Source organism: Streptosporangium sandarakinum (assembly GCF_050942225.1).
GTDB lineage: Bacteria > Actinomycetota > Actinomycetes > Streptosporangiales > Streptosporangiaceae > Streptosporangium > Streptosporangium nondiastaticum.
Map to the genome: position 1 here is coordinate 473,903 of NZ_CP192034.1, position 23,799 is coordinate 497,701.

At 72.2% G+C, this 23,799-nt stretch carries 23 protein-coding genes and 1 pseudogene; 9 read left to right on the top strand and 15 right to left on the bottom strand.

The window, feature by feature from the left end; all coding sequences use genetic code 11:
* Nucleotides 1-158: 158 nt before the first annotated feature.
* The 4 genes from serB to ACQP10_RS02305 form a co-directional block, all read right to left on the bottom strand.
* Nucleotides 159-1,382 (bottom strand): phosphoserine phosphatase SerB, encoded by a 1,224-nt coding sequence (gene serB, locus ACQP10_RS02290; RefSeq protein ID WP_346017959.1) that lies wholly within the window; start codon nucleotides 1,380-1,382, stop codon nucleotides 159-161.
* Between the two features lie 234 nt (nucleotides 1,383-1,616).
* Complete coding sequence (locus ACQP10_RS02295; protein WP_346017958.1) at nucleotides 1,617-2,210, bottom strand: hypothetical protein; 594 nt, start codon at nucleotides 2,208-2,210, stop codon at nucleotides 1,617-1,619.
* Nucleotides 2,211-2,634: 424 nt separating this feature from the next.
* Nucleotides 2,635-3,831: an S-adenosylmethionine:tRNA ribosyltransferase-isomerase gene (locus ACQP10_RS02300; protein WP_389991925.1), complete on the bottom strand. Its 1,197-nt coding sequence runs from the start codon at nucleotides 3,829-3,831 to the stop codon at nucleotides 2,635-2,637.
* Nucleotides 3,828-4,493 (bottom strand): SDR family NAD(P)-dependent oxidoreductase, encoded by a 666-nt coding sequence (locus ACQP10_RS02305; RefSeq protein ID WP_433540794.1) that lies wholly within the window; start codon nucleotides 4,491-4,493, stop codon nucleotides 3,828-3,830. Before ACQP10_RS02305 ends, ACQP10_RS02300 begins: the two co-directional genes overlap by 4 nt.
* Nucleotides 4,494-4,627: 134 nt before the next feature.
* Between ACQP10_RS02305 and ACQP10_RS02310 the strand changes: the two genes are divergently transcribed.
* The 3 genes from ACQP10_RS02310 (at nucleotide 4,628) to ACQP10_RS02320 (ending at nucleotide 7,094) form a co-directional block, all read left to right on the top strand.
* Nucleotides 4,628-5,767 carry a GAF domain-containing sensor histidine kinase gene (locus ACQP10_RS02310; protein WP_433541870.1) on the top strand — a complete coding sequence of 380 codons (1,140 nt, stop codon included), beginning with the start codon at nucleotides 4,628-4,630 and terminating at the stop codon, nucleotides 5,765-5,767.
* Nucleotides 5,764-6,450, top strand: a complete 687-nt coding sequence (locus ACQP10_RS02315) for a response regulator transcription factor (protein ID WP_346017955.1) — start codon at nucleotides 5,764-5,766, stop codon at nucleotides 6,448-6,450. Before ACQP10_RS02310 ends, ACQP10_RS02315 begins: the two co-directional genes overlap by 4 nt.
* A gap of 134 nt (nucleotides 6,451-6,584) precedes the next feature.
* Nucleotides 6,585-7,094 (top strand): MarR family winged helix-turn-helix transcriptional regulator, encoded by a 510-nt coding sequence (locus ACQP10_RS02320; RefSeq protein WP_346017954.1) that lies wholly within the window; start codon nucleotides 6,585-6,587, stop codon nucleotides 7,092-7,094.
* A gap of 290 nt (nucleotides 7,095-7,384) precedes the next feature.
* Here ACQP10_RS02320 and ACQP10_RS02325 read toward each other — a convergent pair whose 3' ends face one another.
* Nucleotides 7,385-8,104, bottom strand: a complete 720-nt coding sequence (locus ACQP10_RS02325) for a hypothetical protein (protein WP_179820638.1) — start codon at nucleotides 8,102-8,104, stop codon at nucleotides 7,385-7,387.
* Between the two features lie 67 nt (nucleotides 8,105-8,171).
* On the opposite strand from ACQP10_RS02325, the gene ACQP10_RS02330 reads away from it, so the two are divergent.
* From ACQP10_RS02330 to ACQP10_RS02340, 3 genes are all read left to right on the top strand, one after another.
* Nucleotides 8,172-8,966, top strand: coding sequence for an ABC transporter ATP-binding protein (locus ACQP10_RS02330; RefSeq protein ID WP_346017953.1), 795 nt, complete (start codon nucleotides 8,172-8,174; stop codon nucleotides 8,964-8,966).
* A gap of 174 nt (nucleotides 8,967-9,140) precedes the next feature.
* Nucleotides 9,141-9,914, top strand: coding sequence for a sulfite exporter TauE/SafE family protein (locus tag ACQP10_RS02335; protein ID WP_346017952.1), 774 nt, complete (start codon nucleotides 9,141-9,143; stop codon nucleotides 9,912-9,914).
* 29 nt (nucleotides 9,915-9,943) lie between these two features.
* On the top strand, nucleotides 9,944-10,180 hold the full coding sequence (locus ACQP10_RS02340; protein WP_179820630.1) for a hypothetical protein: 237 nt from the start codon (nucleotides 9,944-9,946) through the stop codon (nucleotides 10,178-10,180).
* Between the two features lie 121 nt (nucleotides 10,181-10,301).
* On the opposite strand, the gene ACQP10_RS02345 is transcribed toward ACQP10_RS02340, so the two are convergent.
* The 4 genes from ACQP10_RS02345 to ACQP10_RS02360 all read right to left on the bottom strand — a co-directional run bounded on the left by ACQP10_RS02345 (nucleotide 10,302) and on the right by ACQP10_RS02360 (nucleotide 14,760).
* A complete protein-coding gene (locus ACQP10_RS02345; protein ID WP_346017951.1) occupies nucleotides 10,302-11,213 on the bottom strand; it encodes a Rieske (2Fe-2S) protein in 912 nt (303 codons plus the stop codon).
* Nucleotides 11,214-11,257: 44 nt separating this feature from the next.
* Nucleotides 11,258-11,812, bottom strand: coding sequence for an HD domain-containing protein (locus tag ACQP10_RS02350; protein WP_218912174.1), 555 nt, complete (start codon nucleotides 11,810-11,812; stop codon nucleotides 11,258-11,260).
* Nucleotides 11,813-12,867: 1,055 nt separating this feature from the next.
* Nucleotides 12,868-14,319, bottom strand: a complete 1,452-nt coding sequence (locus ACQP10_RS02355) for a catalase (protein WP_346017950.1) — start codon at nucleotides 14,317-14,319, stop codon at nucleotides 12,868-12,870.
* 21 nt (nucleotides 14,320-14,340) lie between these two features.
* Entirely contained in the window at nucleotides 14,341-14,760 is a 420-nt protein-coding gene (locus tag ACQP10_RS02360) for a Fur family transcriptional regulator (RefSeq protein ID WP_346017949.1), read from the bottom strand.
* A 126-nt stretch (nucleotides 14,761-14,886) separates the two neighbouring features.
* Here ACQP10_RS02360 and ACQP10_RS02365 point away from each other — a divergent pair, with 126 nt between their 5' ends.
* Together ACQP10_RS02365 and ACQP10_RS02370 are read left to right on the top strand one after the other, a co-directional pair.
* Nucleotides 14,887-16,002 carry a CapA family protein gene (locus tag ACQP10_RS02365; RefSeq protein WP_433540795.1) on the top strand — a complete coding sequence of 372 codons (1,116 nt, stop codon included), beginning with the start codon at nucleotides 14,887-14,889 and terminating at the stop codon, nucleotides 16,000-16,002.
* Nucleotides 16,003-16,167: 165 nt separating this feature from the next.
* Nucleotides 16,168-16,815 (top strand): TetR family transcriptional regulator, encoded by a 648-nt coding sequence (locus ACQP10_RS02370; RefSeq protein WP_346017948.1) that lies wholly within the window; start codon nucleotides 16,168-16,170, stop codon nucleotides 16,813-16,815.
* On the opposite strand, the gene ACQP10_RS02375 is transcribed toward ACQP10_RS02370, so the two are convergent.
* Nucleotides 16,807-17,265, bottom strand: a complete 459-nt coding sequence (locus tag ACQP10_RS02375) for a hypothetical protein (RefSeq protein WP_346017947.1) — start codon at nucleotides 17,263-17,265, stop codon at nucleotides 16,807-16,809. The genes ACQP10_RS02370 and ACQP10_RS02375 overlap by 9 nt on opposite strands.
* 170 nt (nucleotides 17,266-17,435) lie before the next feature.
* Here ACQP10_RS02375 and ACQP10_RS02380 point away from each other — a divergent pair, with 170 nt between their 5' ends.
* Nucleotides 17,436-17,972 carry a hypothetical protein gene (locus ACQP10_RS02380; protein ID WP_179820609.1) on the top strand — a complete coding sequence of 179 codons (537 nt, stop codon included), beginning with the start codon at nucleotides 17,436-17,438 and terminating at the stop codon, nucleotides 17,970-17,972.
* Nucleotides 17,973-18,033: 61 nt separating this feature from the next.
* On the opposite strand, the gene ACQP10_RS02385 is transcribed toward ACQP10_RS02380, so the two are convergent.
* The 5 genes and pseudogenes from ACQP10_RS02385 to grpE form a co-directional block, all read right to left on the bottom strand.
* On the bottom strand, nucleotides 18,034-18,513 hold the full coding sequence (locus ACQP10_RS02385; RefSeq protein WP_433540796.1) for a hypothetical protein: 480 nt from the start codon (nucleotides 18,511-18,513) through the stop codon (nucleotides 18,034-18,036).
* A gap of 416 nt (nucleotides 18,514-18,929) precedes the next feature.
* Entirely contained in the window at nucleotides 18,930-21,515 is a 2,586-nt protein-coding gene (gene clpB, locus ACQP10_RS02390) for an ATP-dependent chaperone ClpB (protein WP_346017945.1), read from the bottom strand.
* Between the two features lie 109 nt (nucleotides 21,516-21,624).
* Nucleotides 21,625-21,948 (bottom strand): annotated as a pseudogene (locus ACQP10_RS02395) (heat shock protein transcriptional repressor HspR); the annotation flags it as partial.
* Nucleotides 21,949-21,950: 2 nt separating this feature from the next.
* Entirely contained in the window at nucleotides 21,951-23,135 is a 1,185-nt protein-coding gene (dnaJ, locus tag ACQP10_RS02400) for a molecular chaperone DnaJ (RefSeq protein WP_179820599.1), read from the bottom strand.
* 37 nt (nucleotides 23,136-23,172) lie between these two features.
* Nucleotides 23,173-23,787 (bottom strand): nucleotide exchange factor GrpE, encoded by a 615-nt coding sequence (gene grpE / locus ACQP10_RS02405; protein WP_346017944.1) that lies wholly within the window; start codon nucleotides 23,785-23,787, stop codon nucleotides 23,173-23,175.
* Between the last annotated feature and the right edge of the window lie 12 nt (nucleotides 23,788-23,799).

The window sequence follows — 23,799 nt, forward strand, 5'->3', positions numbered from 1 at the left end:
GTGAACCAGCCGGGGCGCGCTGAGGGGCCGTCCGTGAACCAGCCGGGGCGGCGCTGAGTGGCCCCGCCCGTGAACCGGCCGGGGCGGGTCCCAGCCCCGGCCCGCGGGCTCCCGGAGGGAACGGCGCGCGGAGCCGCTCCGTCCGGGATCGGCCGCGCTCACGGCTTCGGCGGAACGACACCGTCCTCGGCGTCGGCGGCCTCGACCTCGGCGCGCGGGATGCCGAGAAGGTAGAGGATCGAGTCGAGGTAGGGCACGTTGACCGCGGTGTCGGCGGCCTCGCGCACCACCGGCTTGGCGTTGAACGCGATGCCCAGGCCGGCCGCCGAGATCATGTCCAGGTCGTTGGCGCCGTCGCCGATGGCCACGGTCTGGCTGATCGGGATGCCCGCCTCCCGGGCGAAGCGCTCCAGCGCCCGCGCCTTGCCGGGGCGGTCGAGGATCTCGCCGACCACCCGGCCGGTCAGCACGCCGTCCACCACCTCCAGGGTGTTGGCCGCGGAGTAGTCGATCCCGAGGTCCTCGACGAGGGCGTCGGTGAGCTGGGTGAACCCGCCGCTGACGATCGCGAACCGGTAGTCGAGCCGCTTGAGCGTCCGCACGAGCGTCCGCGCGCCCGGGGTGAGCACCAGTTCCTTGCGGACCGTGTCGAAGACCGACTCGGGCAGGCCCACCAGCAGGGCGACCCGGCGGCGCAGCGACTCGGCGAAGTCGATCTCGCCGCGCATCGCCTCCTCGGTGACCTTGGCGACCTCCGGCAGGCAGCCCGCGTGCGCCGCGAGCAGCTCGATCACCTCGTCCTGGATGAGCGTGGAGTCGACGTCCATCACGATCAGCCGCTTGGCCCTGCGGTACAGGCCGCTCCGCTGCACGGCCACGTCCACCTGGTGCGCGTGCGCGGCGGCGGCGAGGCTGGCCCGCAGCATGTCCGGGTCGGCGCCGGAGACGGACAGCTCGATGCTGGTCACGGGGTAGTTGGACAGGCGCTCGATGCGGTCGATGTTGGCCCCGGCCGCGGCGATCCGGCCCGCGATGCCGGCCATCGCGGCGGGCTGCAGGGGCGAGCCCAGGACGGTGACGTGCAGTCGCCCGCGCCGCCGCTTCTCCTGCAGGTCGGTGCCGGTGGTCAGCTCGACGTGCAGGCCCATGTCCTCGGCGATGCGCTCGACGGCGGTCCACATGGCGCCGAGGGTGCCGCCGGTGCCGGTCGGCGGACCTCCGGAGTAGGCGACGAGGACGCCGAGGGTGAGCCGGCTGCGGATGACGACCTGCTCGATGTCGGCGACGACGACGGGGAAACCGGCGAGGACGGAGAAGAGCCGGGAGGTGACACCCGGCCGGTCCGGCCCGGTCAGTGTGATCAGGAGCGTGCGCTGGTTCATCGCCATCTACGCTACTTGGCCGTGGAAAATGCCGTGGATACGGTTCACCATGCGGACGCCTGGAGTTCGCCCTCGCCTTACAACCGGCACATCCCCTCATAAGCCGGTGTGCGGGGCTCGCGTCCGGCGCGGCGTTCGTGTCCGGTGCGTGTGGGATCCGTGCCCGGCACGCGGAAAGGCCCCCGCCTTCCGGCGGGGGCCTTCGCGCGGTTCACGGCCGCCCGGGAACCCCGGTCAGCGCACGACGCGCGTGCTGTACTGCTTGCCGTAGAGCCAGCTCTTGACACCGAGACGCTCCAGCTCCTCGCGGCTCAGGTTCTCCGCGCCGTTGGGCACGTCGTAGGCCAGAACGCCGAGGGTGCTCTTCAGCGTGCCCTTGGCGTTCTTCTTGACGTTCATCCTGAAGGTGAAGGAGACCGAGTCGCCGACCTTCATGGTCTTGTCGATCGCGCAGACGGCGATCGGGCCGTCGCTGACGCACTGGCTCTTCTTGGGACCGTAGTAGGACCACTTCCCGCCGACGTCGACGCCCTTGGGGGCGTACACCACGACGTAGTACTCCCCGGCCTTGGACTCGTAGGGGCCGGTGTTCGTGGCCTTGAGGGAGTAAGTGATCTTCCCGCCGGGACGGACCTTCTTCGGGGCCGCGCCCTTGACGGTGAAGACCGAGAACGGGTCGTCGGCCTTCTTGACCGCGGAGGCCGCGGTGGCCGTCGAGGCCGCGGCGGGGGAGGCGGAGGCCGCGGTGGCCGGGGCGGCGAACAGCATCGCGCCCGCGAGCGGGGCGGCCACGGCGAGGGTGGCGATCTTAGAGATCGGGTGGAGCATCAAACGTCTCCCAGTAGAGGGGGGAACGGGGATATCACACGTTCCCCGTGAAAGTTCAAGATTTTTACCACATTCGGCGGGAAAGAGGGACTGGAATTCGGGTTCCCGGGGGAGACGATTGATGTATCGGCGGTGAACCGGCGGAACGCCGGAACCCCTGCCCGCGACGCCGTAACCCCTGTCAGCCCGGGCCTCCCGGGTCCTGCCGGGTGATTCACCGGCTCATTCACCAGCCGTTTTCCGCCTGGACTTGAACCGTTCCAGGGCCGGAGCCACCCGGCGTGCCTGCTCGCCGGGCGGGTGGCCGTGACGGATCGGGCGTCCGCGATTTCCCCACCCCCTGGAATTCGTTTCCGGCAGGCTGCGCCTCCGGTGTCCGGTGACCGGATCGCGACCCCTTCGGAGCCGTCGGGAGAGCCGGACGTCAGCGGATGATCAGGTGGACGTCGCCGAACTCGTGCCACAGGTAGCCCTCCCCGAGGGCCTGCGCGTAGGACCGGGAGAGCAGTTCGTCGCCGGCCAGCGCCGACAGCATCAGCAGGTGGCTGGAGCGCGGCTCGTGCAACCCGGTCACCAGGCCGTCCACGACCCTCACCCCGGACCGCGGGGTGACGAGGTGGGCGGTCCAGCCGCTCGCGGCCCCGATCCGGCCTCCGGGCAGGGCGGCCGTCTCCAGCGCCCGCACCACGGTCGTGCCCACCGCGACCACCCTGCCCCCGGCCTCGCGCGCGGACGCCACCTGCCGCGCGGTGGTCTCCGGCACCTCGAACCTCTCCGGGTAGGGCGGCTCGTCCGCCTCGGGCGAGGCGACCCCGGTGTGCAGGGTGATCGGCGCGACGCCGATCCCGCGCGACACCAGCTCGGTCACCAGGGCGGCGGTGAACGGCCGTCCGGCGCTCGGCATCTCCGCGCTGCCGGGCCGCAGGGCGAAGACCGTCTGGTAGTCGGTCAGCGGCCAGTCCCGGCCCACGTAGGAGTAGCGGATCGGCACGCCGTACCGGCGCAGGTAGCCGAGGACCTCGCGGTCCAGCCGGGCCCGCCACAGGCGCGGCGTCCGCCGCTCCAGGAGGCGCAGCGTGGCTCCGCCGGGCAGCGGCAGCCACTCGCCGGGTACGCCGCCCGGGTACGGCTCGCTCGCGCCCGCTTCGCCGTCCATCCGGGCCGTCCCCCCGTCCGCCGCTCCCGTACCGTCGCCCGCCGTCCCGGTGGGCCGTCCCGCGCGGCGGCGCAGCTCCACCAGCCAGGTCCCGTCCTCGCACTCGGTGGAGAAGTGCACCGCGAGCCGGTCGAGCCGGACCGCCGCCGGGAGCGTGGCGGAGTTGTTGACCACCAGCAGATCACCGGGTTCCAGCAGCCGGGGCAGATCGGTGAACCTGTGGTGGCCGATCTCCCCGGTGCCGCGCCGCGAGACCAGCAGCCGCACGCCGTCACGGGCCAGCCCCCGCGCCTCGGGCGGCTCGTGGGCCTCCAGGTCGTCCGGGAGGGTGAAGCCGCCCGCGCTTCCGGTGAGGAGACCGTCCGCGCCGCCGGTGGGAAGGCCCTCCGCGGATCCGGGGTTCCGCCCGTCCCCGGAGAGGCCGTCGGGGAGTCCGGAGAGCGTGAAGTCGCGCGCGCCGCTCATGAGTGGCTCACCCGCCCGCTCGGCGGGCGCTCCGCCACCAGCCGCCGCAGCGTGGGGACCACCTTCTCCGGCGGGGAGGCCGTCGCCGCCTCCTGCTCGCCGACCGCTTCTGCGAGCATGGCCGTGTTCATCTCGCCCGGGTCCACCCACCAGACGGCGACGTCCGGCTCCTCGGCGGCCAGGACGTTGGAGAGCTGCTCCAGGGCCGCCTTGGTGGCGCCGTAGCCGCCCCAGCCCTCGTACGCCTCCACGGCCGCGTCGGAGGTGACGTTGACGATCGCGCCGCGCCGCTCCCGCAGACCCGGCAGCGCCGCCTGGATCAGCGCCAGGGGGGCCAGCACGTTGGTCCGCAGCAGTTCCTCCAGCTCCCCGAGCGGGTAGTGGGACAGCGGCGGCAGCGGGACCGTGCCCAGCCCCGAGGCGTTGTTGACCAGCAGGTCCAGCCCGCCGTGGTCCTCCACGGCCCGGATCAGCCGGTCCCGGTGGGCCGGGTCGGCGACGTCCCCGGCCAGGGCGAGGGCGCCGAGGCCGCCCGCGGCGGAGCGCAGTACCTCCTCTCCCCGCGCGGTGAGGATGAGGCGCCAGCCGTCGGCGGCCAGGGAGCGGGCCAGTGCCAGCCCGAGTCCGCGGGACGCGCCGGTGATGAGTGCTGTCTTCGTCATGTCCCCGACGCTAGGAACCGGCTCCGTGCCGCACATCGGCCACCGGCAGCAGGACCCCGCGGGCCGATGGTCCTAGGACCGCCGCCCCAGCCGCTCCACCAGGCAGAACGTCTAGAGTTCCATCTGTGAACGCGATGGGCTCCAGGAGTTCCGGTGACGAGGACCGGGACGACGTCCTGCACGCGGTGAGTTCCGCCGTCCTCGCGGTCACCAGGCACCTTTCGGTCCGGGAGGTGCTGCAGGTGATCGTGCGGTCGGCGCGCCGGCTGCTGGACGCCCGCTACGCCGCGCTCGGCGTGCCCGACGACGACGGGGCGTTCGCCGAGTTCGTCGCCGACGGCATCACCGACGAGCAGTGGAAGGCGATCGGGCCGATGCCCCGCCAGCACGGCATGCTGGGCGCGATGCTGCGCGAGGGGGCGCCCGTCCGGCTGCCGGACATCCGCAGGGACCCCCGGTTCGAGTACTGGCCGCGCGCCCACCCGGTGCTCAAGGACTTCCTCGGGGTGCCGATCCGCGACGGCGACCGGGTGCTCGGCATCGTCTTCCTGGCCGACAAGCGGACCCCCGGCGGCTTCACCGAGGCGGACCAGAGGCTGCTCACGCTGTTCGCCGCGCACGCCGCGATCGCGCTGACCAACGCCCGCCTGTACGAGCGCGGCCGGGAGCTGGCCCTGGCCGAGGAGCGCACCCGGATGGCCAGGGAACTGCACGACGCGGTGACCCAGAAGCTGTTCTCGCTCCGCCTCACCGCCCAGGCCGCGAGCTCCCTGCTGGACCGCGACCCCGGGCGGGCCCGGCGGGAGCTGGAGCGGGTGGAGCGGATGGCCGGGGAGGCGCTGGCCGAGCTGCGCGAGGTGATCGTCGAGCTCCGCCCGGCCGACCTCGACCGCCACGGCCTCGCCGAGACGCTGCGCAAGCACGTGCGGCTGCTGGACCGCCTGCACCCGGCCGACTTCTCCTTCGAGGAGGCCCCGGTGTGCGAGTTCGAGCCGGCGGCGGGGGCGGCCGTGCTGCGCGTCGCCCAGGAGGCGCTGCACAACGCCGCCCGGCACGCGGCGGCCCGGACGGTCACCGTACGGCTCGGCTGCGAGGGCGACCGGCTGGTCCTGGAGGTGCGCGACGACGGGCGGGGGTTCGACGTGGCCGCCGCGACCGGACGGGGGCTGGGCGTCGCCTCGATGCGCGAACGGGCCGGCGCCCTGGGCGGGGACGTGCGCGTGACGTCGCGGCCGGGCGCCGGCACGCTGGTGCGGATGGAGGTCCCCGCGTGATCCGCGTCCTGATCGCCGACGACCACCCGGTCGTACGGCAGGGCCTGCGCACGTTCCTGGACCTGCAGGACGACCTCGACGTGGTGGGCGAGGCCGCCGACGGCGCCGAGGCGCTCGCCCTGGTGGAGTCGCTCGCCCCGGACGTGCTGCTGCTCGACCTGAGGATGCCGGTCCTCGACGGCCCGGGAACGCTGGCCCGCCTCGCCGGCCGGGAGGGCGGCCCGCGGGTCCTCGTGCTGACCTCGGTCGGCGACCCGGAGGACGTCGCCCCGGCGCTGCGGGCGGGGGCGGCCGGGTTCCTGTACAAGGACGTCGAACCCGGCACGCTGGTCCAGGCCATCCGGACCGTCCACGGCGGCCAGGTGCTGCTCGCCCCCGAGGCCGCCGGCGCGGTGCTGTCGGCTGCTCCGGTCGCCCCGGACGCTCCGGCCGGGGGCGTCCCAGCGGACCCGGCCGCGCCCGTCCCGCCCCGGCGGGGAGCGGGCCCGGTGGCGCCGCTGACCGGCCGCGAGCGCCAGGTGCTCGCGCTGATCGCCTCGGGCCGGTCCAACCGGGAGATCGCCCGCGAGCTGGCGGTGGCGGAGAAGACCGTGAAGACGCACGTCTCCAACGTGCTGATGAAGCTGGGCGTGCAGGACAGGACGCAGGCGGCCCTCTACGCCGTCCGCCACGGCCTGGCCTGAGCGGCCGGACCGTGTCCGCCTCGGCCCGGAGCGGGGCCGCCGATCCGGTTCCCGCCCAGGCCGGACGGCCCGACCCGCCGGTTGGTTTCGCTGCGGGATCATCTCGCAGCGGGACGATTTGTTAGGCTCGCACCATGACGAGCGGTATGACGAGCGGTATGACGATGAGCGCGCCCCCGCGAACCGTCCGCGACCTCACCGGCATGCTCATGCACGCCGGTCACGTGCTGACGACCCGGTTGACCGCGGCCCTCGCCGAGATCGGCATCACCCCGCGCGACCAGTGCGTCCTGTGGCACGCGGCCGAGGCCGAGCGCACCCAGATCCAGCTCGCAGAGCTGGCCGACCTCGACAAGACCACGATGGTCGTGACGATCGACAAACTGGAGCGGGCCGGATACGCCGAACGCCGCCCGTCGAGCACCGACCGCCGGGCCCGGATCATCTCGGTCACCGAGGAGGGCATACGGATCGTCGCCGAGGGCGCGAAGATCGTCGATCGCGTTCACGCCGAGGTGCTCGCCGCGCTGCCCGAGGGGGAGCGGCAGGCGTTCGTCGACGCGCTGATGCGGCTCGTCGGCGGCCCCCTCGCCGAGCCCGAGGAGGGTGGCGGGCCGGTGCGCCGGTCCCGCCAGGCCCGCTGAGTTCATGGCGACAGTGCTCATGGCGACGCTGCGCGTCGCGGCTCGGGGGCTTGAGTCCGGTGTCTTCCCTCGTCACTCGCTCGCTGCGCTCGCTCTCTCCTCAGTCCAGACACCGGCGCCCCCTCGCGGGCTCATGGCGACGCTGCGCGTCGCGGCTCGGGGGCTTGAGTCCGGTGTCTTCCCTCGTCACTCGCTCGCTGCGCTCGCTCTCTCCTCAGTCCAGACACCGGCGCCCCCTCGCGGGCTCATGGCGACGCTGCGCGTCGCGGCTCGGGGGCTTGAGTCCGGTGTCAGACGAGTTCGGTGATGGCGTGGTGAGCGGCGACCCGCGCTCGCCGTACGGCGCGGTCGAGGTCGCGCAGCGCGGCGCCGCGGGCGGCGATCTGCCCCGAGGTGAGCCCCCGGTCGTCGGCGACCCGCAGCACGGCGGCCAGCCGGGCGGCGAGGGCCGCCACCCGGTGGGCACGAGCGGGGTAACCCGGGGCCAGGCCGTCGTCGGCGTCCCTCGGCCGAGGATGCCCCTGAGTGGGGCCGCCCAGTCCGAGCAGGGTGTCGGTGGCCGTGCGCATCGCCATGGTCAGGGCGTGCTCCGCCTCGGCCAGGGAGGGGACGTCCGGGGCGTTGGCGCTGGCCGCGAGCGCGCTCCAGCGGACCCCGGCGTACGATGACCCGCGGCGGTCGGACGCGGGCACAAGCCCGACGCACCGGTCGGGGAACACGGCGATCGCCGCCTGCCCGGCCTCGATGGCCGCGGAGTTGAAAGGAGGCGGCCCGGTGAGTCCGAGCGGGTCGCCCGGCACGGGAAGGGCCAGGCGCAGCGACTTCATGCCGTCCATCCGCAGGTCGGCGAGGAAACCGCGCAGGCCGGTGTCGCCGGTCCCGGTGGCGACGAGCTGGGGGCCGCCGCGGCGCTCGACGCGGTCGACGGCCTCGTCGAGGCCGACCTGACCCGTCAGCCAGGCGTTGCCCCAGCAGACCAGGGTGGCCGAGATCTGTGAATCAGGGTGCACCGGTCCACGATATGCGCTTGTCCTGCAATAGGTTTTGTTCCAGCGATTCTCTAGGAGGGGTAGGGGCATGGGCGGTCAGGTGCTTCGGCTACAGGACGTCACCGTGCGCAGGGACGGGGCGGCGCTGCTTCGAGACATCGAATGGACCGTTCACGAAGACGAGCGATGGGTCGTCATCGGTCCCAACGGCGCGGGCAAGACGACGTTGCTCCAGGTCGTCGGCGCGATGCTGTTCCCCTCCGAGGGAGTGGTGGAGATCCTCGGCGAGCGCCTCGGGCAGACCGACGTGTTCGACCTGCGCCCCCGCATCGGGCTCGCCAGCGCCGCGCTGGCCGAGAAGGTGCCGCCGGAGGAGAAGGTCATCGACCTCGTCCTCACCGCCTCCTACGCCATCATCGGCCGCTGGAACGAGGAGTACGACTCCGGCGACGTCACCCGCGCCGTCGAGCTGATCGACCAGCTCGGCTGCGCCCACCTGATCCGGCGTCGGTTCGGCACGCTGTCGGAGGGCGAGCGCAAGCGGGTGCAGATCGCCCGCGCGCTCATGCCGGACCCCGAGCTGCTGCTGCTGGACGAGCCGGCCGCCGGACTCGATCTGGGAGGCAGGGAGGATCTCGTCCGCCGCCTGTCGGCGCTCGCGCAGGATCCGAAGTCCCCGACGATGGCGCTGGTCACCCACCACGTGGAGGAGGTTCCCGCCGGGTTCACCCACGCGCTGCTGCTGCGGCACGGCTCGGTGGTCGCGCAGGGTGAGATCGATCACGTGATGACCGCCGAGAACCTCTCCCGCACCTTCGGCATCCCGCTCAACCTGGAACGCGGGCGCGACGGCCGCTGGTACGCCCGCGCGTACGGCTTCTGAGCCTCTCCGCCCGTTTCCGGGCCGCTCCTGCCGGGCCCGCGGGCCACGGTCCGCTCCGGCCGCGCGGCGGGGCCTGCCACCCCGCCGACGGCTCACCGACGTTCCCCTCCTAGCATCCGGTGGAGGCCGTGCACCGATCATCGGGCGCGAGCCGTACGACCGAGGAGGGGCCAGATGACACCGTGGGAGGCAGTCGCCGTCCTGGCGGCGGGGATCGCGGCGGGCGGCATCAACGCCGTCGTCGGGTCGGGATCGCTGATCACTTTTCCGACCATGGTGGCCGTCGGGTTGCCGCCGATCGTGGCGAACGTCTCCAACAACATCGGCCTGGTGCCGGGGTCGCTGACCGGCGCGCTCGGCTACCGGGCCGAGCTGGAAGGGCAGGGCGGGCGGCTGGTCCGGCTGGGGGTCGCCGCGATCGTGGGCGGGCTGGTCGGGAGCGTCCTGCTGCTGTTCCTGCCCGCCGAGACCTTCGACGTGGTCGTGCCGGTCCTGATCGGGCTGGCCTGCGTGCTCGTGGTGGTCCAGCCGAGGCTCAACCGGTGGCTGGCCGCCCGGCGCGAGCACGCTCGCCCGCACGGCGGGCCCCTGCTGTGGTTCGGGGTCCTCGCCGCCGGCGTCTACGGCGGCTACTTCGGCGCCGCCCAGGGCGTGCTGCTCATCGGGCTGCTCGGCAGCTTCCTCGACGACGGCCTGCAGCGCGTCAATGCCGCCAAGAACGTGCTCTCGGTGCTGGTCAACGGCACCGCGGCGCTTCTGTTCATCGGGTTCTCGCTGTTCTCGGGGCGGGACGTGGTGGACTGGCGGGCGGTCGCGCTGGTCGCGGTCGGGGCGTCGATCGGCGGGTTCCTCGGCGCGAAGGTCGGCAGACGGCTGCCGGCGCCGGTGCTGCGCGGCTTCATCGTGTGCATCGGCGTCGTGGCGATCGTCAAACTGGTGTACGGCTAAAATCCCTCACTTGCGGGAACAATACGGTCATGAAAGGCGACCGTGTAGAGATCGTCATCGATGCGGGCGACAGCTCGCGCACCTACGACGTCGTCGCGACCAAGGCGGGCCGCCGGGTCGAGATAGCCAACCGCCGGGGCGGCGTGGTCGAAGTCAGCGAGGTCACCCGCAGCGGGACGGCGGTTCGCACCGCGCGGTTCATGTCCAGCCGGGTCCTCGCCCTCGTCGAACACCCCGCCGACGGCCGGTCGGAGGACGAGGAATGACGGCCCCCTGAAACCCCGGCCGGGGCCGGGAGACGCAGGCGCCGTTCCGCGGGTCCCCTTCGCGAAGGGGACCCGCGGAACGGCGCCTGGCGGAACCGGACCGGTGGACCGGACGGAGAGGTCACGCCGGGACGGGACGGACCTGCAGCACGCCGTCGCGGCGCAGCCTCGACTCGAAGGCCGGCTGCGGGGCGGTGGCGGGGCCGTGCATGACCGTGCCGTCGGACAGCCGGAACGTGCTGCCGTGCCAGGGGCACACCACGCAGTCGGCACCCTGTACGGACGTCACGCGCCCCTGGTGCAGCGGTCCGGCCAGGTGCGAGCAGCGGTCGGCGAGCACGGTGACGTCCTCGCCCCTGCGCAGCACGAAAAGGTCGATGTAACCCAGCCGCCGGGTCACCGGGCGACCGTCCGGCAGGTCCTTGAGCTCGCACAGGTCATGCCAGCCCAGCGGGACCAGGTGGGAGACCGACACGGCGTGGTTGGCCCCGGCCGCCTGCCGGTACGACATGTGGCCGCCGAGGTAGGCGCCCAAGCCGCCGACGGCCAGTCCGGCGAACGACAGCATCCGGCCGCGCCGTTCGTCGCCCCGCACGCGCAGCAGCAGGGAGCCGGCGTAGAGGGTCAGGGCGGCCACGTTGGCCAGCGCGTGCACGAACCCGACCCGCTGCTGCTCGCGGTGGAGCGCCGACCAGTCGGTGATCCCGGACGCGGCCGTGGGAACGGACGCCACGAGGCCCGCCGCGAGCAGCGTCCGGGAAGCCCGGGGGTCGACGTCGGTCATGTCGAGCAGCGACGCCGATATCCAGCAGCCCAGGGTGACGTCGGTGAGCGGCGGGTGGAGGGGCTTGCCGGTGGGAACCCCGTGCAGCAGGTCGCGCAGGAACCCGGGGCCGAGCCGCCGCCGTACCGCCTTGGACACCGCCTGGATCGGGCGGTCCAGCTTCGTCGAGCGCTCCACGTTGCCGACGAGGTCGACGGGCGGAACGAGCTTGCGGAAGCTCTGGCGATTCGTTTTAACGTTTTCCTTCACGATCGTCCCCTTTCCAAGCGATAGGGACCTACCCGGGAACGGTGTTATGCACGCGCCAAATGTCCCCGGCTGACCGAGAGCTCGACGATCTCCGTGGCGTAGGCGCCGAGTGTGGGTGAGCCCTCCTCGATGATCTTCACCTTCTCCAGCACCTGTTCCGCGGTCACCTTGTACAGCGACCAGGTGCCGCCCTCGTTGTGATGGTTGGCCAGGATCGGGGCGATCCGGTCGAGGGCCCTGGCGAACCTGGCCTCCGGGGTCTCGCGCTCCTCGAACTCGTCCCACAGCGCCCGCAGCCGCGTGGCCTGGTCGTCCGGGAGCAACCCGAAGATCCGGTCGGCGGCCTTGCGCTCCAGGCCGGCCTGGGCCTCCACGGCGGAGGCGTCGTAGACGAAGGTGTCTCCGGCGTCGATCTCGACGATGTCGTGGACGAGCAGCATCGCGACGACTCTGTCCAGATCGATGCCCGGTGGGGCGTGCTCGGCCAGCACCATCGCCAGCATGCCCACGTACCACGAGTGCTCGGCGTCGTTCTCTCGCCGCGACCCGTCCATCAGGGTGTTGCGGCGCACGATGCGTCTGAGCTTGTCGATCTCCATGGCGAAGGCGAGCTGAGCGTGCAGACGGTCCTGTTCTGGAGGGGTGGTCACGCGCGTAAGCCTAATGCGCGCGGATCCCGCTTTTCCGAACGATCATCGGATCGCGCCGTCCCGGCCGTCCGGGTACCGCGAGGGGGCGCCGGTGTCTGGACTGAGGAGTGAGTGAGCGCAGTGAGTGAGCGACGAGGGAAGACGCCGGGTCTGAGCCCCCGAGCAGCGACGCGCCAGCGTCGCCATGAGCCCGTGAGGGGGCGCCGGTGTCTGGACTGAGGAGTGAGTGAGCGCGGCGAGTGAGCGACGAGGGAAGACGCCGGGTCTGAGCCCCCGAGCCGCGATGCGCCAGCGTCGCCATGAGCCCGTGAGGGGGCGCCGGTGTCTGGACTGAGGAGTGAGTGAGCGCGGCGAGTGAGCGACGAGGGAAGACGCCGGGTCTGAGCCCCCGAGCCGCGATGCGCCAGCGTCGCCATGAGCCCGTGAGGGGGCGCCGGTGTCTGGACTGAGGAGTGAGTGAGCGCGGCGAGTGAGCGACGAGGGAAGACGCCGGGTCTGAGCCCCCGAGCCGCGATGCGCCAGCGTCGCCATGAGCCCGTGAGGGGGCGCCGGTGTCTGGACTGAGGAGTGAGCGAGCGCGGCGAGTGAGCGACGAGGGAAGACGCCGGGTCTGAGCCCCCGAGCCGCGATGCGCCAGCGTCGCCATGAGCCCGTGAGGGGGCGCCGGTGTCTGGACTGAGGAGTGAGCGAGCGCGGCGAGTGAGCGACGAGGGAAGACGCCGGGTCTGAGCCCCCGAGCCGCGATGCGCCAGCGTCGCCATGAGCCCGTGAGGGGGCGCCGGTGTCTGGACTGAGGAACGGAGGAGCGAAGCGACGGAGTGACGAGGGAAGACACCGGACTCAAGCCCCCGAGCCGCGACGCGCAGCGTCGCCATGAACACTGCCGTCCGGAGACGGCGGCGGCCCGCACCCCGACGAGAGGGTGCGGGCCGCGCGGACCGGTCGGCCCGGGGTTTCCCGGGCGCGTCGGATCGGACGGTTCCGGGGTTTCCCGGCGCGCCGGGTCAGACGCCGACGCCGAGGCCCTGGGCGACGCTCTGGCCGAGGTCCTTGTGGATGTTGGTCCAGTACTCCACGACGCGCTTCTTCATGTCCGCGGTGACCTCGGGGGCCGAGGCGTGGCCGACCACGTTGCTCACCAGGTGGGCCCGGTCGGTCTCGGACAGGACGTTCTCCCACAGCGCGCGGGGCTGGACGAAGTCGTCGTCCTCGCGGTGCAGGGCGTAGGCGGAACGGATGATCTCCCCGGTCACCTGGTAGTTCTCACCCTCGTACAGCGACGGGTCGGCCGCGGGGCCGCCCACGGTGTTGGGGGTGTAGACCGGGTCGGCGGGGTTGACGAAGGCCATCTGGCCGTCTTTGTTGTAGCTGTGGACGGGCGACAGCGGCCGGTTGATCGGCAGTTGGAGGTAGTTGGCGCCGATGCGGTAGCGGTGGGCGTCGGGGTAGGAGAACAGCCGCCCCTGGAGCATCTTGTCCGGGGACGGGCCGATGCCCGGCACCAGGTTGGCGGGCTCGAACCCGGCCTGCTCCACCTCGGCGAAGTAGTTCTCCGGGTTGCGGTTCAGGATGAACCGGCCGATCGTGATCTCGGGGTAGTCGGCGTGCGGCCACACCTTGGTCAGGTCGAACGGGTTGAAGCGGTAGTCGGCCGCGTCCTCGAACGGCATGATCTGCACGTTCACCGTCCAGGACGGGTGGTCGCCGTTCTTGATCGCGGTGTGCAGGTCGCGGATGTGGTAATCGGCGTCCTGCGCGATGACCGCGCCGGCCTCGGCGTCGGTGAAGTTCTTGATGCCCTGGTCGGTCTTGAAGTGGTACTTGACCCAGAACTTCTCGCCGCCGGCGTTGTACCACAGGAAGGTGTGCGAGCCGAAGCCGTGCATGTGGCGCCAGGACGCCGGGGTGCCGCGGTCGGTCATCAGGAACGTGACCTGGTGGGCGCTCTCCGGGGAGAGCGTCCAGAAGTCCCACTGCATGTTGTGGTCGCGCAGGTTGGTGTCGGCGCGGCGCTTCTGGCTGTGGATGAAGTCGGAGAACTTCTGCGGGTCGCGGATGAAGAAGATCGGCGTGTTGTTGCCGACGATGTCGTAGTTGCCCTGCTCGGTGTAGAACTTGATCGCGAAGCCGCGCGGGTCGCGCTGGGTGTCGGGGCTGCCCAGCTCGCCGGCCACGGAGGAGAAGCGCAGGAAGAGCGGGGTCTCCTTGCCCTTGGCGAACAGGCCGGCCTTGGTGAACTGGCTGACGTCCTCGGTGATCTGCAGGATGCCGTGGGCGCCGCCGCCCTTGGCGTGCACCACCCGCTCCGGCACCCGCTCCCGGTTGAAGTGCGCCATCTTCTGGATCAGGTAGTGGTCCTGCAGCAGCAGGGGTCCGTTCGGGCCTACCGAAAGGGAGTGCTCGTCGCTCGGCGCGGGGATGCCTGCGTCAGTGGTGGTGGTGGGCCTGGTGCTCATGAACAGTCCTCCGGATCTTCTTCAGCGAGCCTCAACGGGACGGCAGGCGGGACACACGCCCCAGTAGATGACGTCCGCCTCGTCCACCAGGTATCCGGCGTCGGAGACGGGGGCCATGCACGGGGCGTGTCCGACGGCGCAGTCGACGTCGGTGACCCTTCCGCACTCTCTGCAGACGAGATGGTGGTGGTTGTCGCCCACCCGCGTCTCGTACCGGGCGGGGCTGCCGGGAGGCTCGATCCTCCGCAGGAGCCCGCCGCGCTGCATGGAGTGCAGGGAGTCGTAGACGGCCTGCAGGGAGACCTGACCGACCCGCTCCCGCACGCCCCGATGGATGGCGTCCACGTCGAGATGGTCGCCATCTCGCACGGTCTGCATGATCGCCAGGCGGGCCGCGGTCACCCGCAGTCCCACCTGGCGGAGCCGGTCCCTGTCGTCCACGAGGCACACGCTATGTCCTAAACCGGAATCATTCAAGTATTTGAGCTATACCAGTTTTGAGGAGATGACACTCCATCGGCCGGGTTGTGCCGGATGCGCCCTCTGAGGTGGCATCCTCGGATACCGATGGACACCTACCTCCCCCGCCGACTCGGGGCCGCCGCCGCCCTCGTCGTCGCCGCAGCGCTCTCCGCGGCCTGTACGGCGGCGCAGTCGGCGTCCCCGGAACCCGCCACATCGACGCCGGACGTCGTGGAGAAGCCCACCTCCTCGGCCCGGCCCAAGCCCGAGCGCCGGCCGTACACCATCTCCTTCGGCGGTGACGTGCACTTCGAGGGGGTGCTGCGGTCCCGGCTGGACGCGAACCCGCAGACCGCGCTCGGCCCGATCGCCAAGGTGCTCAGCCGGTCCGACATCGCGATGGTCAACCTGGAGACCGCGATCACCACCGGCGGCACCCCCGCCCCGGGCAAGCAGTTCACCTTCCGCGCCCCCTCCTCGGCGCTGACCGCGCTGAAGGCCGCCGGGGTGGACGTCGCCTCCATGGCCAACAACCACGGCATGGACTACATGGAGAGCGGCCTCACCGACTCGCTGGCCGCGATCAGGCGCGCGAGGTTCCCGGTCGTCGGCGTCGGCGCGACCGAGGCCCAGGCGTACAAGCCCTGGCGGACGACCGTGAACGGCAACCGGATCGCCGTCATCGGCGCCACCCAGGTGCTGGACGCCGAGTTCATCCAGCCCTGGACCGCGCTCGGCGCCAAGGGCGGCCTGGCCTCGGCCAAGCGGGAGGACCGGCTGATCCAGGAGGTGCGCAGGGCGCGCCGTACCTCCGACACGGTGATCGTCCACCTCCACTGGGGCACCGAGCTGCAGAAGTGCCCGAACGAGGCCCAGCTCACCCTGGCGCCCAAGCTGGTCGCGGCCGGGGCCGACGTGATCGTGGGCGGGCACGCGCACATCCTGCTCGGCGGCGGATATCTCAAGGACGCCTACGTCAACTACGGCATGGGCAACTTCGTCTTCTACAACTGGGGTCCCCAGACCGGCCGGACCGGCGTGCTCACGCTGACGATCCAGGGGCGCAAGGTGCTGAAGGAGCAGTGGACCCCGGCCACGATCCAGGGCGGCGTCCCCGTCCCGCTCACCGGCGTCGCCCGGCAGCAGGCCCTGACCGACTGGAAGGCGCTGCGCGGCTGCACGGGCCTGTCCACCCGGCCCGGCTCCGCCACAGAGAGCTGACCGTACGGCGAGCCGACGGTCGCGGAGGTTTCCCGCGCGGGAGGCCGGGAGCCCGGTCGCGCGGGAAACCGGCGGGTCCGGGGCGCGCGGGGAGGCCGGCCGGGGAAATCCGGTGATTGGCCGATACGGCCTGACCCGGCGGTGCCGGAAGGGCAAGATGGGGGGATGTCCATCCTGCCTGCCGAGGAGCCCGGCGAGGCTCCGCTGCGCCGCCGGCCCGCCCAGCGGAGGAGCGCGAGACGTGTCGAGAGGATGCTCGACGCCTGCGCCGACCTGCTCGACGAGGTCGGCTACGAGGCGCTGACCACCACCCGCATCGCCGAGCGCGCCGGGGTCGCGATCGGCTCGGTCTACCAGTTCTTCCCCGACAAGCGGGCCATCGCCCAGGCGGTGACCCGGCGCAACGTGGAGCGTTTCATCTCCCGGATCGGCCACCGCTTCCTGTCGGAGGAGTACGCCTGCTGGTGGGACGCGGTCGACGCGATCATCGACGAGTACGTCGAGATGCACCGGACCGTCCCGGGGTTCCGCTCCCTGCGGTTCGGCGACGTGGTCGACCTCAACCTGCTCGACCCGGCGTCGGACAACAACGCGGTGATCGCCGGCCGGCTGCGCGGCCTCCTCCTGCAGGAGTACGGCATGGCCGACAGCGAGGAGCTCGACCTGGGCATCCTGATCGGGGTCGAGGCGGGCGACGCGGTGCTCAAGCTGGCCTTCCGGCGCGACCCCGCCGGCGACCCGCGGGTCGTGGCCGAGGCCAAGAACCTGATTCGGGGCTACCTCAACCGCCAGTTCGCGGTGGTCTCATCCTGAGCGGTGTCCCCGGTCCCGCCGGTCGCCGTGCTCGCGCCCGTGCTCGTGCCCGGCCGGCCTGCGCCGTATCTCGGCGTGCCCGCCGCCGAACCCCGGGGCCGCGGATCCGGAGAACGCCCGGCCGGGGACGGTTCCGGGCGGTATGGCCGCCGGATCCAGCGCCTCGACCGGCGCCGGGATGAGCCCGGCGGGCATCGGCGTGCCTCTCCGCCGGGTCTGCGGCTGTGCCATGACGGGGCAGGGGGCCGGCGCGGCGAGCATCCGCAGCCACGACTCCTGGCGGGCCGGGGTGATGAGCCGCTCCTCGCGCAGCCGGTTCTCCAGCGCCACGAGCCTGTGGTGGGCCTGTTCGACCGCGTCCATCCTGGCGGAGAGGTATCCGGCGGAGCCCGGGACGATCACCGAGAGGCCGAGCAGGAACGTCAGCGTGAAGGTGGTCTGCTTGGACATGCCCATCGCAGCTCCTTCGGACGAGGTCGCCTCTCGGGCCGGGATCGCCTGGCATATGCCCGTTTTCCTCCAGAAATACGCAGACTGTAATTAATGATGCACAGAGGGTGGCATAACAAATACCTGCCGTTGTGCGGGCGAAGTCGAGCGCCGCTCGGTACTCTCGCGATGTGGCGTATGTGACACACGGGCAACTGCACCGGTTGCTTGAACAGGCACTTCTGGCCGACGATCACGAGAACCTCGCCCGGCGCCTGGAGGCGCTGGCCGAGGACGACGTGTCCGGGGACGTCTCGCGGGCGGCGATCCTCGTGCTCGCCGGCGAGGAATGGCGGCAGGCCGGGCAGCCCGCCCACGCCCTCGACTGCTTCCAGCGGGCCGTGGACGACGGCGGCGAGGTGAGCGCCGATCCCCGGGCGGGGATCGCCGACACCCTCTTCGAGCTCGAACGGCCCGACGAGGCGCGCGAGGTGATCGAGGCGATCCGGCTCGGCGGCTGCACCCCGGCCACCGCGCTCACCGTCGCCGAGACCCTCGTCGCCTACGGCGACCTGCGGGAGGCCCACGTCTGGGCCACCGACGGGGCCCGGCAGGCGGCGGAGGGCAGCGGGGAGCACGCCGCGCTGCTGCGCACCCGCTACCGGATCCGGGTGGACCTCGGGCTGCCCGAGGATGACCTCGACGCGCTGCTGGACGCCTCCCGCTGACGCGAGAAGGGCCGCGACCCACACGGGTCGCGGCCCTTCTCACGGCGGCCGGGCATGGCCCCTACCGGAGCCGGAAGCCTCCGCCGAGGACGGTCTCCTCCGCGGTGGAGGCGTCGCCGTCCTCCCCGGAGACCTGCGGTTCGTCGCCGTCCGTCGCGGGCGCCTCCGCCGTCGTGGTGACCTCCCGCTCGATGACCGCGACCTCCCGCTCGACCACGCTGGGCAGCTCACCGACCGGGGTGCCGGTGTCCCCGGCCGAGGCCGGGAGCGACTCCCCGGTGCCGGTGCCCGCCTGCGCGCCGGGCAGCGCCGCGCCGTCGAGCGGCGCGTCGGTGGTGCCGGCCGGGTCGGTGGCGCCGGTCGTGCCGGTGCCCGTGGAGACCGGCGGCGCCGGCCGTACCGTGACCGGTGCCCGGTCGAAGCGGGTGTCCGGGGTGGACGGCAGGCCGGGCAGATCCGGCGCGGCGGGCAGCGGCCCGGCGGCCATGTGCTCCACGGCGTGCCCCGCGACCGCCGCCTCCGTCTCCGTTCCCCCGGGCACGCGGACAGGTCCGCGCCCCCGCGACGCCCGCGGCGTCGGTGAAGCCGGCCACGGCGGACGCCTGCGACAGACCCGGCAGGCCGGCGATCCGCGCGAGCCGCTCCGCGCTCATCGGCGCCTCGGCCCCGGCGACGCCCGCTCCGGGCGTCTCAGCCTCCCCGGGCGCCTCGGGCCCGGACACCGCCGGGCCGTGGCAGGCCGCGGCCGAGGCCGGGACCGCCCCGAGCCAGGACACGCCGGCCGGAGCGGTCGACAGCCACGTCACACCGGCCGTGAGCGTCGCCACCGCGAGGATGCCCCGGATCTTCAGTGATGGGTTCATCATGCACGTCCCCCTGTCGTTCGTTCTCGTGCCGGACGAGTGCCGAACGTATCCAGCGGGGGCCGTCCCAGGGGCGGGCTTCACCCAACGGTGGTCAAGCCCTTACCCTCGTCGAGATCGTCAGGGCGTCGTCGCCCTCGGCCATGTCCACCGTGACCTCGTCGCCGTCCTGGACCTTCCCGGCCAGCACCTCCTTGGCGAGCTTGTCACCGATCGCGGTCTGCACCAGGCGGCGGAGCGGACGGGCGCCGTACAGCGGGTCGTAGCCGGTGAGCGCCAGCCAGTCGCGCGCCGCGGGGGTCACGTTCAGCGTGATCCGCCGGTCGGCGAGCCGCCTGGCCAGGTGCGCGACCTGCAGGTCCACGATCTTCGACAGCTCCTCCATGCCGAGCGCGTCGAACATGATCACGTCGTCGAGCCGGTTGAGGAACTCCGGCTTGAACGCGCTCCGGACCGCGTCCATCACGGCCTTGCGCTGGGCCTCCCGGTCCAGCTTGGGGTCCACGAGGAACTGCGAGCCCATGTTGGAGGTGAGGATCAGGATCGTGTTGCGGAAGTCGACCGTCCGGCCCTGGCCGTCGGTGAGCCGCCCGTCGTCGAGCACCTGCAGCAGGATGTCGAAGACCTCCGGGTGGGCCTTCTCGACCTCGTCCAGCAGCACCACGGTGTACGGCCTGCGCCGTACGGCCTCGGTGAGCTGGCCGCCCTCCTCGTAGCCGACGTAGCCGGGCGGGGCGCCGACGAGCCGCGCCACGCTGTGCTTCTCGCCGTACTCGCTCATGTCGATGCGGACCATCGCCCGCTCGTCGTCGAACAGGAAGTCGGCCAGCGACTTGGCCAGCTCCGTCTTGCCGACGCCGGTGGGCCCGAGGAACAGGAAGCTGCCGGTCGGCCGGTCGGGGTCGGAGATGCCCGCGCGGGCCCGCCGTACGGCGTCGGAGACGGCCTGGACGGCCTCGCTCTGGCCGATGAGCCGCCTGCCCAGCTCGTCCTCCATCCGGAGCAGCTTGGCGGTCTCGCCCTCCAGCAGGCGGCCCGCGGGGATGCCGGTCCAGGAGGAGATGACCTGGGCGATGTCGTCCGGCCCGACCTCCTCCTTGACCATGGCGCTCTCCGGCTGGGCGGCCGCGCTGGCCTCGGCGAGCTCGGCCTCCAGCCTGGGCACCTCGGCGTACATCAGCCGCGAGGCGGCCTCGAAGTCGCCGTCGCGCTGCGCCCGCTCGGCGGCGCCGCGGGTCTCGTCGAGCTGCTTCTTCAGGTCGCCGACGCGGTTCAGGCCGGCCTTCTCCCGCTCCCAGCGCCCGACCAGGGCGTTGAGCTCCTCCTGGCGGTCGGCCAGCTCCTTGCGGAGCCGCTCCAGCCGCTGGAGGCTGCTCTCGTCGGTCTCCTTGGCGAGCGCCAGCTCCTCCATCTTCATCCGGTCGACGTTCCGCTGGAGCTGGTCGATCTCCACCGGGCGGGAGTCGATCTCCATGCGGAGCCGGGAGGCGGCCTCGTCGACGAGGTCGATCGCCTTGTCCGGCAGGAACCGGGAGGTGATGTAGCGGTCGGACAGCGAGGCGGCGGCCACCAGCGCGCCGTCGGAGATCTGCACCTGGTGGTGCGCCTCGTAGCGGCCCTTGAGCCCGCGCAGGATCGCGATGGTGTCCTCGACGGTGGGCTCGCCGACGTACACCTGCTGGAAGCGCCGCTCCAGCGCGGGGTCCTTCTCGATGCGCTCGCGGTACTCGTCCAGCGTGGTGGCGCCGATCATCCGCAGCTCGCCGCGCGCCAGCATCGGCTTGAGCATGTTGCCGGCGTCCATGGCGCCCTCGGCCGCGCCCGCGCCGACCATGGTGTGCAGCTCGTCGATGAAGGTGACGATCTGGCCGTTGCTCTCCTTGATCTCACTGAGCACGGCCTTGAGGCGCTCCTCGAACTCGCCGCGGTACTTCGCGCCGGCGACCATCGCGCTCAGGTCGAGGGCCACCAGGCGCTTGTCGCGCAGGCTGGAGGGCACGTCGCCGGCGACGATGCGCTGCGCCAGGCCCTCCACCACGGCGGTCTTGCCGACGCCGGGCTCGCCGATGAGCACCGGGTTGTTCTTGGTCCGGCGGCTGAGCACCTGCACGACCCGGCGGATCTCCGAGTCACGGCCGATCACCGGGTCGAGCTTGCCGGCCCTGGCCCGCTCGGTCAGGTCGACGCCGTACTTCTCCAGCGCCTGGTAGGTGTCCTCGGGCGTCTCGCTGGTCACCCGGGCGTGCCCGCGCACCTTCTCGAACGCCTCCAGCAGCGCGTTCGGGGTGGCGCCGCGGGACTTCAGCAGCTCGGCGACCGGCCCGCCGTCGGTGGCGAGGCCGACCAGCAGGTGCTCGGTCGAGACGTACTCGTCCTCCAGCTGCCGGGCCCGCTGGGCCGCGGTGTTCAGCGCGGTCAGCAGCTGCCGGGAGCTCGACGGGGCGCTGACCGTGGCGCCCTGCGCCTTCGGCAGGGCCGCGAGCTGCTTCTCGGCCTCGGTGCGGAGCTGCTTCCAGTCGGCGCCGACCGCCTCCAGCAGCGGTACGGCGGTGCCACCGGTCTGGGACAGCAACGCGGTGAACAGATGGACCGGGGCGACCTCGGGGTTGCCCTCGGCGGCGGCACGCCTGATGGCGGCGGAGACCGCCTCCTGGCTCTTCTGCGTAAGCTTGTAATCCATGGCTATCGCCTAACTCCGTTCAGGCGTTCTATACGCGCCGGAGCACGGCGCGACGTAAATCCCCCCGGCCCTGGTCGGTGGAGTGTCAGGCGGGCGGCAGCTGGTACCGGATCAGCGCGCGGATCATGGCGGTCTCGGCGCGCAGGCGGTGGTTCTCCTCGCGCAGCCGCATCGCCTCGTTCTCGAGCGTCAGTATCCGCTTGATGCCCGCGAGGTTGATGCCCTCCTCCTGGGAGAGCCGCTGGACCTCGCGGAGCATGACGATGTCGCGGGTGGAGTACAGGCGGCCGCGGCCGGCCGTACGGCCCGGGCTGACCAGGCCGAGACGGTCGTACTGCCGCAGGGTCTGCGGGTGCAGACCCGACAGCTGGGCGGCCACCGAGATGACGTAGACGGGAGTGTCGTCCGACAGATCGAAGTAGTTGGCTTCCATGGCTACTCGCTTCTGGCCTGTTGGATGAGGTCGGCCCGCGGGTCGCCTCCCGCGGTGGCGTCGCGGAACTCCTCCAGTGCGCTCCTGGCCTTGTCCTCCAGATGCTGGGGCACCAGGACCTCGACCGTGGCGAGCAGGTCGCCCTTGGTGCCGTCCTTGCGGGTCACACCCCGGCCCCGCACCCGGAAGGTGCGGCCGTTGGGGGTGCCCTCGGGGATGCGCAGCGTCACCGGCAGCCCCTTGAGGATGGGCACCTTGATCTCCGCGCCGAGGGCGGCCTCGGCGAAGGTGACCGGGACGGTGACCGTCAGGTTCTCGCCGGTCCGGCCGAAGACCGGGTGCGGCTTGACGTGGACCTGGACGTACAGGTCGCCGGCCGGGCCGCCGTTCTCGCCGGGAGCGCCCTTACCCTTGATCTTGATGCGCTGGCCGTCGGCCACCCCGGCGGGGATGCGCGCCTGGATCGTGCGGGTGCTCTTGCCCCGGCCGCTGCCCTCGCACACCGGGCACGGGTCGTCCACCAGCAGGCCGCGGCCCTTGCAGTCGCGGCACGGCTCGGAGAAGGCGAAGTTGCCGAGGTTGCGGCTGGCCGCGCCGGTTCCCTCGCAGGTCGGGCAGACCCGCGGGGTGGTGCCGGCCTTGGCGCCGGTGCCGCCGCACGCCGTACAGGCGGCGGAGCTGGTCAGCCGGAGCGAGACGGTGGTGCCCTGGACGGCCTGGGTGAACGAGAGCGTGACCTCCGACTCGACGTCCTGGCCGCGCCGCGCCCTGGTGGTGGTCCCGCCGGTCCGGGGGGCGGTGCCACCCCGGTTGAACAGGCCCCCGAACAGGTCGCCGATGCGCTCACCGGCGCCCTGCTGGGTGCCGCCGAACAGGTCGCCCAGGTCGAAGGCGAAACCGCCACCGCCGCGGGAGGCCCCCCCGCCCCCCGGGTAACCGCCGAGACCCGACCCGAACAGCGTCCGCGCCTCGTCGTACTCCTTGCGGCGCTTGGTGTCGGACAGGACGTCGTAGGCCTCGGAGACGTCCTTGAACTTCTCCTCGGTCTCCTTGTTGCCCTGGTTGGCGTCCGGGTGGTACTGCCTGGCCAGCTTCCGGTACGCCTTCTTGATCTCTTCGGCGGTGGCGGTCTTGGGCACACCAAGGACGGCGTAGTAGTCCTTCTCCAGGTAGTCCTTGGTGCTCATCATTTTCCTTTTCCGATCAAATGGAATGGGGGTGTGTTCAGTTGTCGCCCGCGTCGCCCGCGGCGGGCTCCTCGGGTTCGGCGACCGCGACCCGGGCGGGCCGCAGCACGCGCTCGCCGATCCGGTAGCCCGGCTGCAGGATCTCCACGCAGGTCGGCTCGGTGACGTCGGGAGAGTAGCTGTGCATCAGCGCCTCGTGCACCGTCGGGTCGAACGGCTCGCCCTTGGCGCCGAAAGCGCTCAGTCCCAGCTTCCCCGCGACCGTCTCCAGCGACTCGCTCACCTTGGCGAAGCCGCCGGTGAGCTCCCCGTGGTCGCGGGCCCGGCCGATGTCGTCGAGGACCGGCAGCAGCTCGGACAGCACGCCGGCCACCGCCTGCTCCTTGACCATGGCCCGGTCGCGATCGACCCGCTTGCGGTAGTTGGCGTACTCGGCCTGGAGACGCTGGAGGTCGGCGGTGCGCTCGGCGAGCTGGGTGGCCAGCTCGGCCGCGGCCAGGCCGGCGGCGGACTGGTCGGCCTCCCCTGCCTGCGCCGCCCACTCGGCCTGCTCCCGCTCGGCCTGGCTGCGCGCCTCTCCGGTCTCCGGATCGATCTTCCGGTTGTCGCGGATCACCGGCTCCTCCCCGGAGCCGTTCTCACGCGTGCTCACGCTCACGCTCCC

Coding starts and splice junctions, on each gene's coding strand:
- dnaJ (WP_179820599.1), bottom strand. CDS start 23,135: ATGAGCACCAAGGACTACCTGGAGAAGGACTACTACGCCGTCCTTGGT.
- ACQP10_RS02300 (WP_389991925.1), bottom strand. CDS start 3,831: ATGAGCGGCGCGCGCGACTTCACGCTCTCCGGACTCCCCGACGGCCTC.
- ACQP10_RS02340 (WP_179820630.1), top strand. CDS start 9,944: ATGAAAGGCGACCGTGTAGAGATCGTCATCGATGCGGGCGACAGCTCG.
- clpB (WP_346017945.1), bottom strand. CDS start 21,515: ATGGATTACAAGCTTACGCAGAAGAGCCAGGAGGCGGTCTCCGCCGCC.
- ACQP10_RS02355 (WP_346017950.1), bottom strand. CDS start 14,319: ATGAGCACCAGGCCCACCACCACCACTGACGCAGGCATCCCCGCGCCG.
- ACQP10_RS02305 (WP_433540794.1), bottom strand. CDS start 4,493: ATGACGAAGACAGCACTCATCACCGGCGCGTCCCGCGGACTCGGGCTG.
- ACQP10_RS02375 (WP_346017947.1), bottom strand. CDS start 17,265: ATGTCCAAGCAGACCACCTTCACGCTGACGTTCCTGCTCGGCCTCTCG.
- ACQP10_RS02370 (WP_346017948.1), top strand. CDS start 16,168: ATGTCCATCCTGCCTGCCGAGGAGCCCGGCGAGGCTCCGCTGCGCCGC.
- ACQP10_RS02335 (WP_346017952.1), top strand. CDS start 9,141: ATGACACCGTGGGAGGCAGTCGCCGTCCTGGCGGCGGGGATCGCGGCG.
- ACQP10_RS02295 (WP_346017958.1), bottom strand. CDS start 2,210: ATGCTCCACCCGATCTCTAAGATCGCCACCCTCGCCGTGGCCGCCCCG.
- ACQP10_RS02330 (WP_346017953.1), top strand. CDS start 8,172: ATGGGCGGTCAGGTGCTTCGGCTACAGGACGTCACCGTGCGCAGGGAC.
- ACQP10_RS02365 (WP_433540795.1), top strand. CDS start 14,887: ATGGACACCTACCTCCCCCGCCGACTCGGGGCCGCCGCCGCCCTCGTC.
- serB (WP_346017959.1), bottom strand. CDS start 1,382: ATGAACCAGCGCACGCTCCTGATCACACTGACCGGGCCGGACCGGCCG.
- ACQP10_RS02350 (WP_218912174.1), bottom strand. CDS start 11,812: ATGGAGATCGACAAGCTCAGACGCATCGTGCGCCGCAACACCCTGATG.
- ACQP10_RS02310 (WP_433541870.1), top strand. CDS start 4,628: ATGGGCTCCAGGAGTTCCGGTGACGAGGACCGGGACGACGTCCTGCAC.
- ACQP10_RS02320 (WP_346017954.1), top strand. CDS start 6,585: ATGACGAGCGGTATGACGAGCGGTATGACGATGAGCGCGCCCCCGCGA.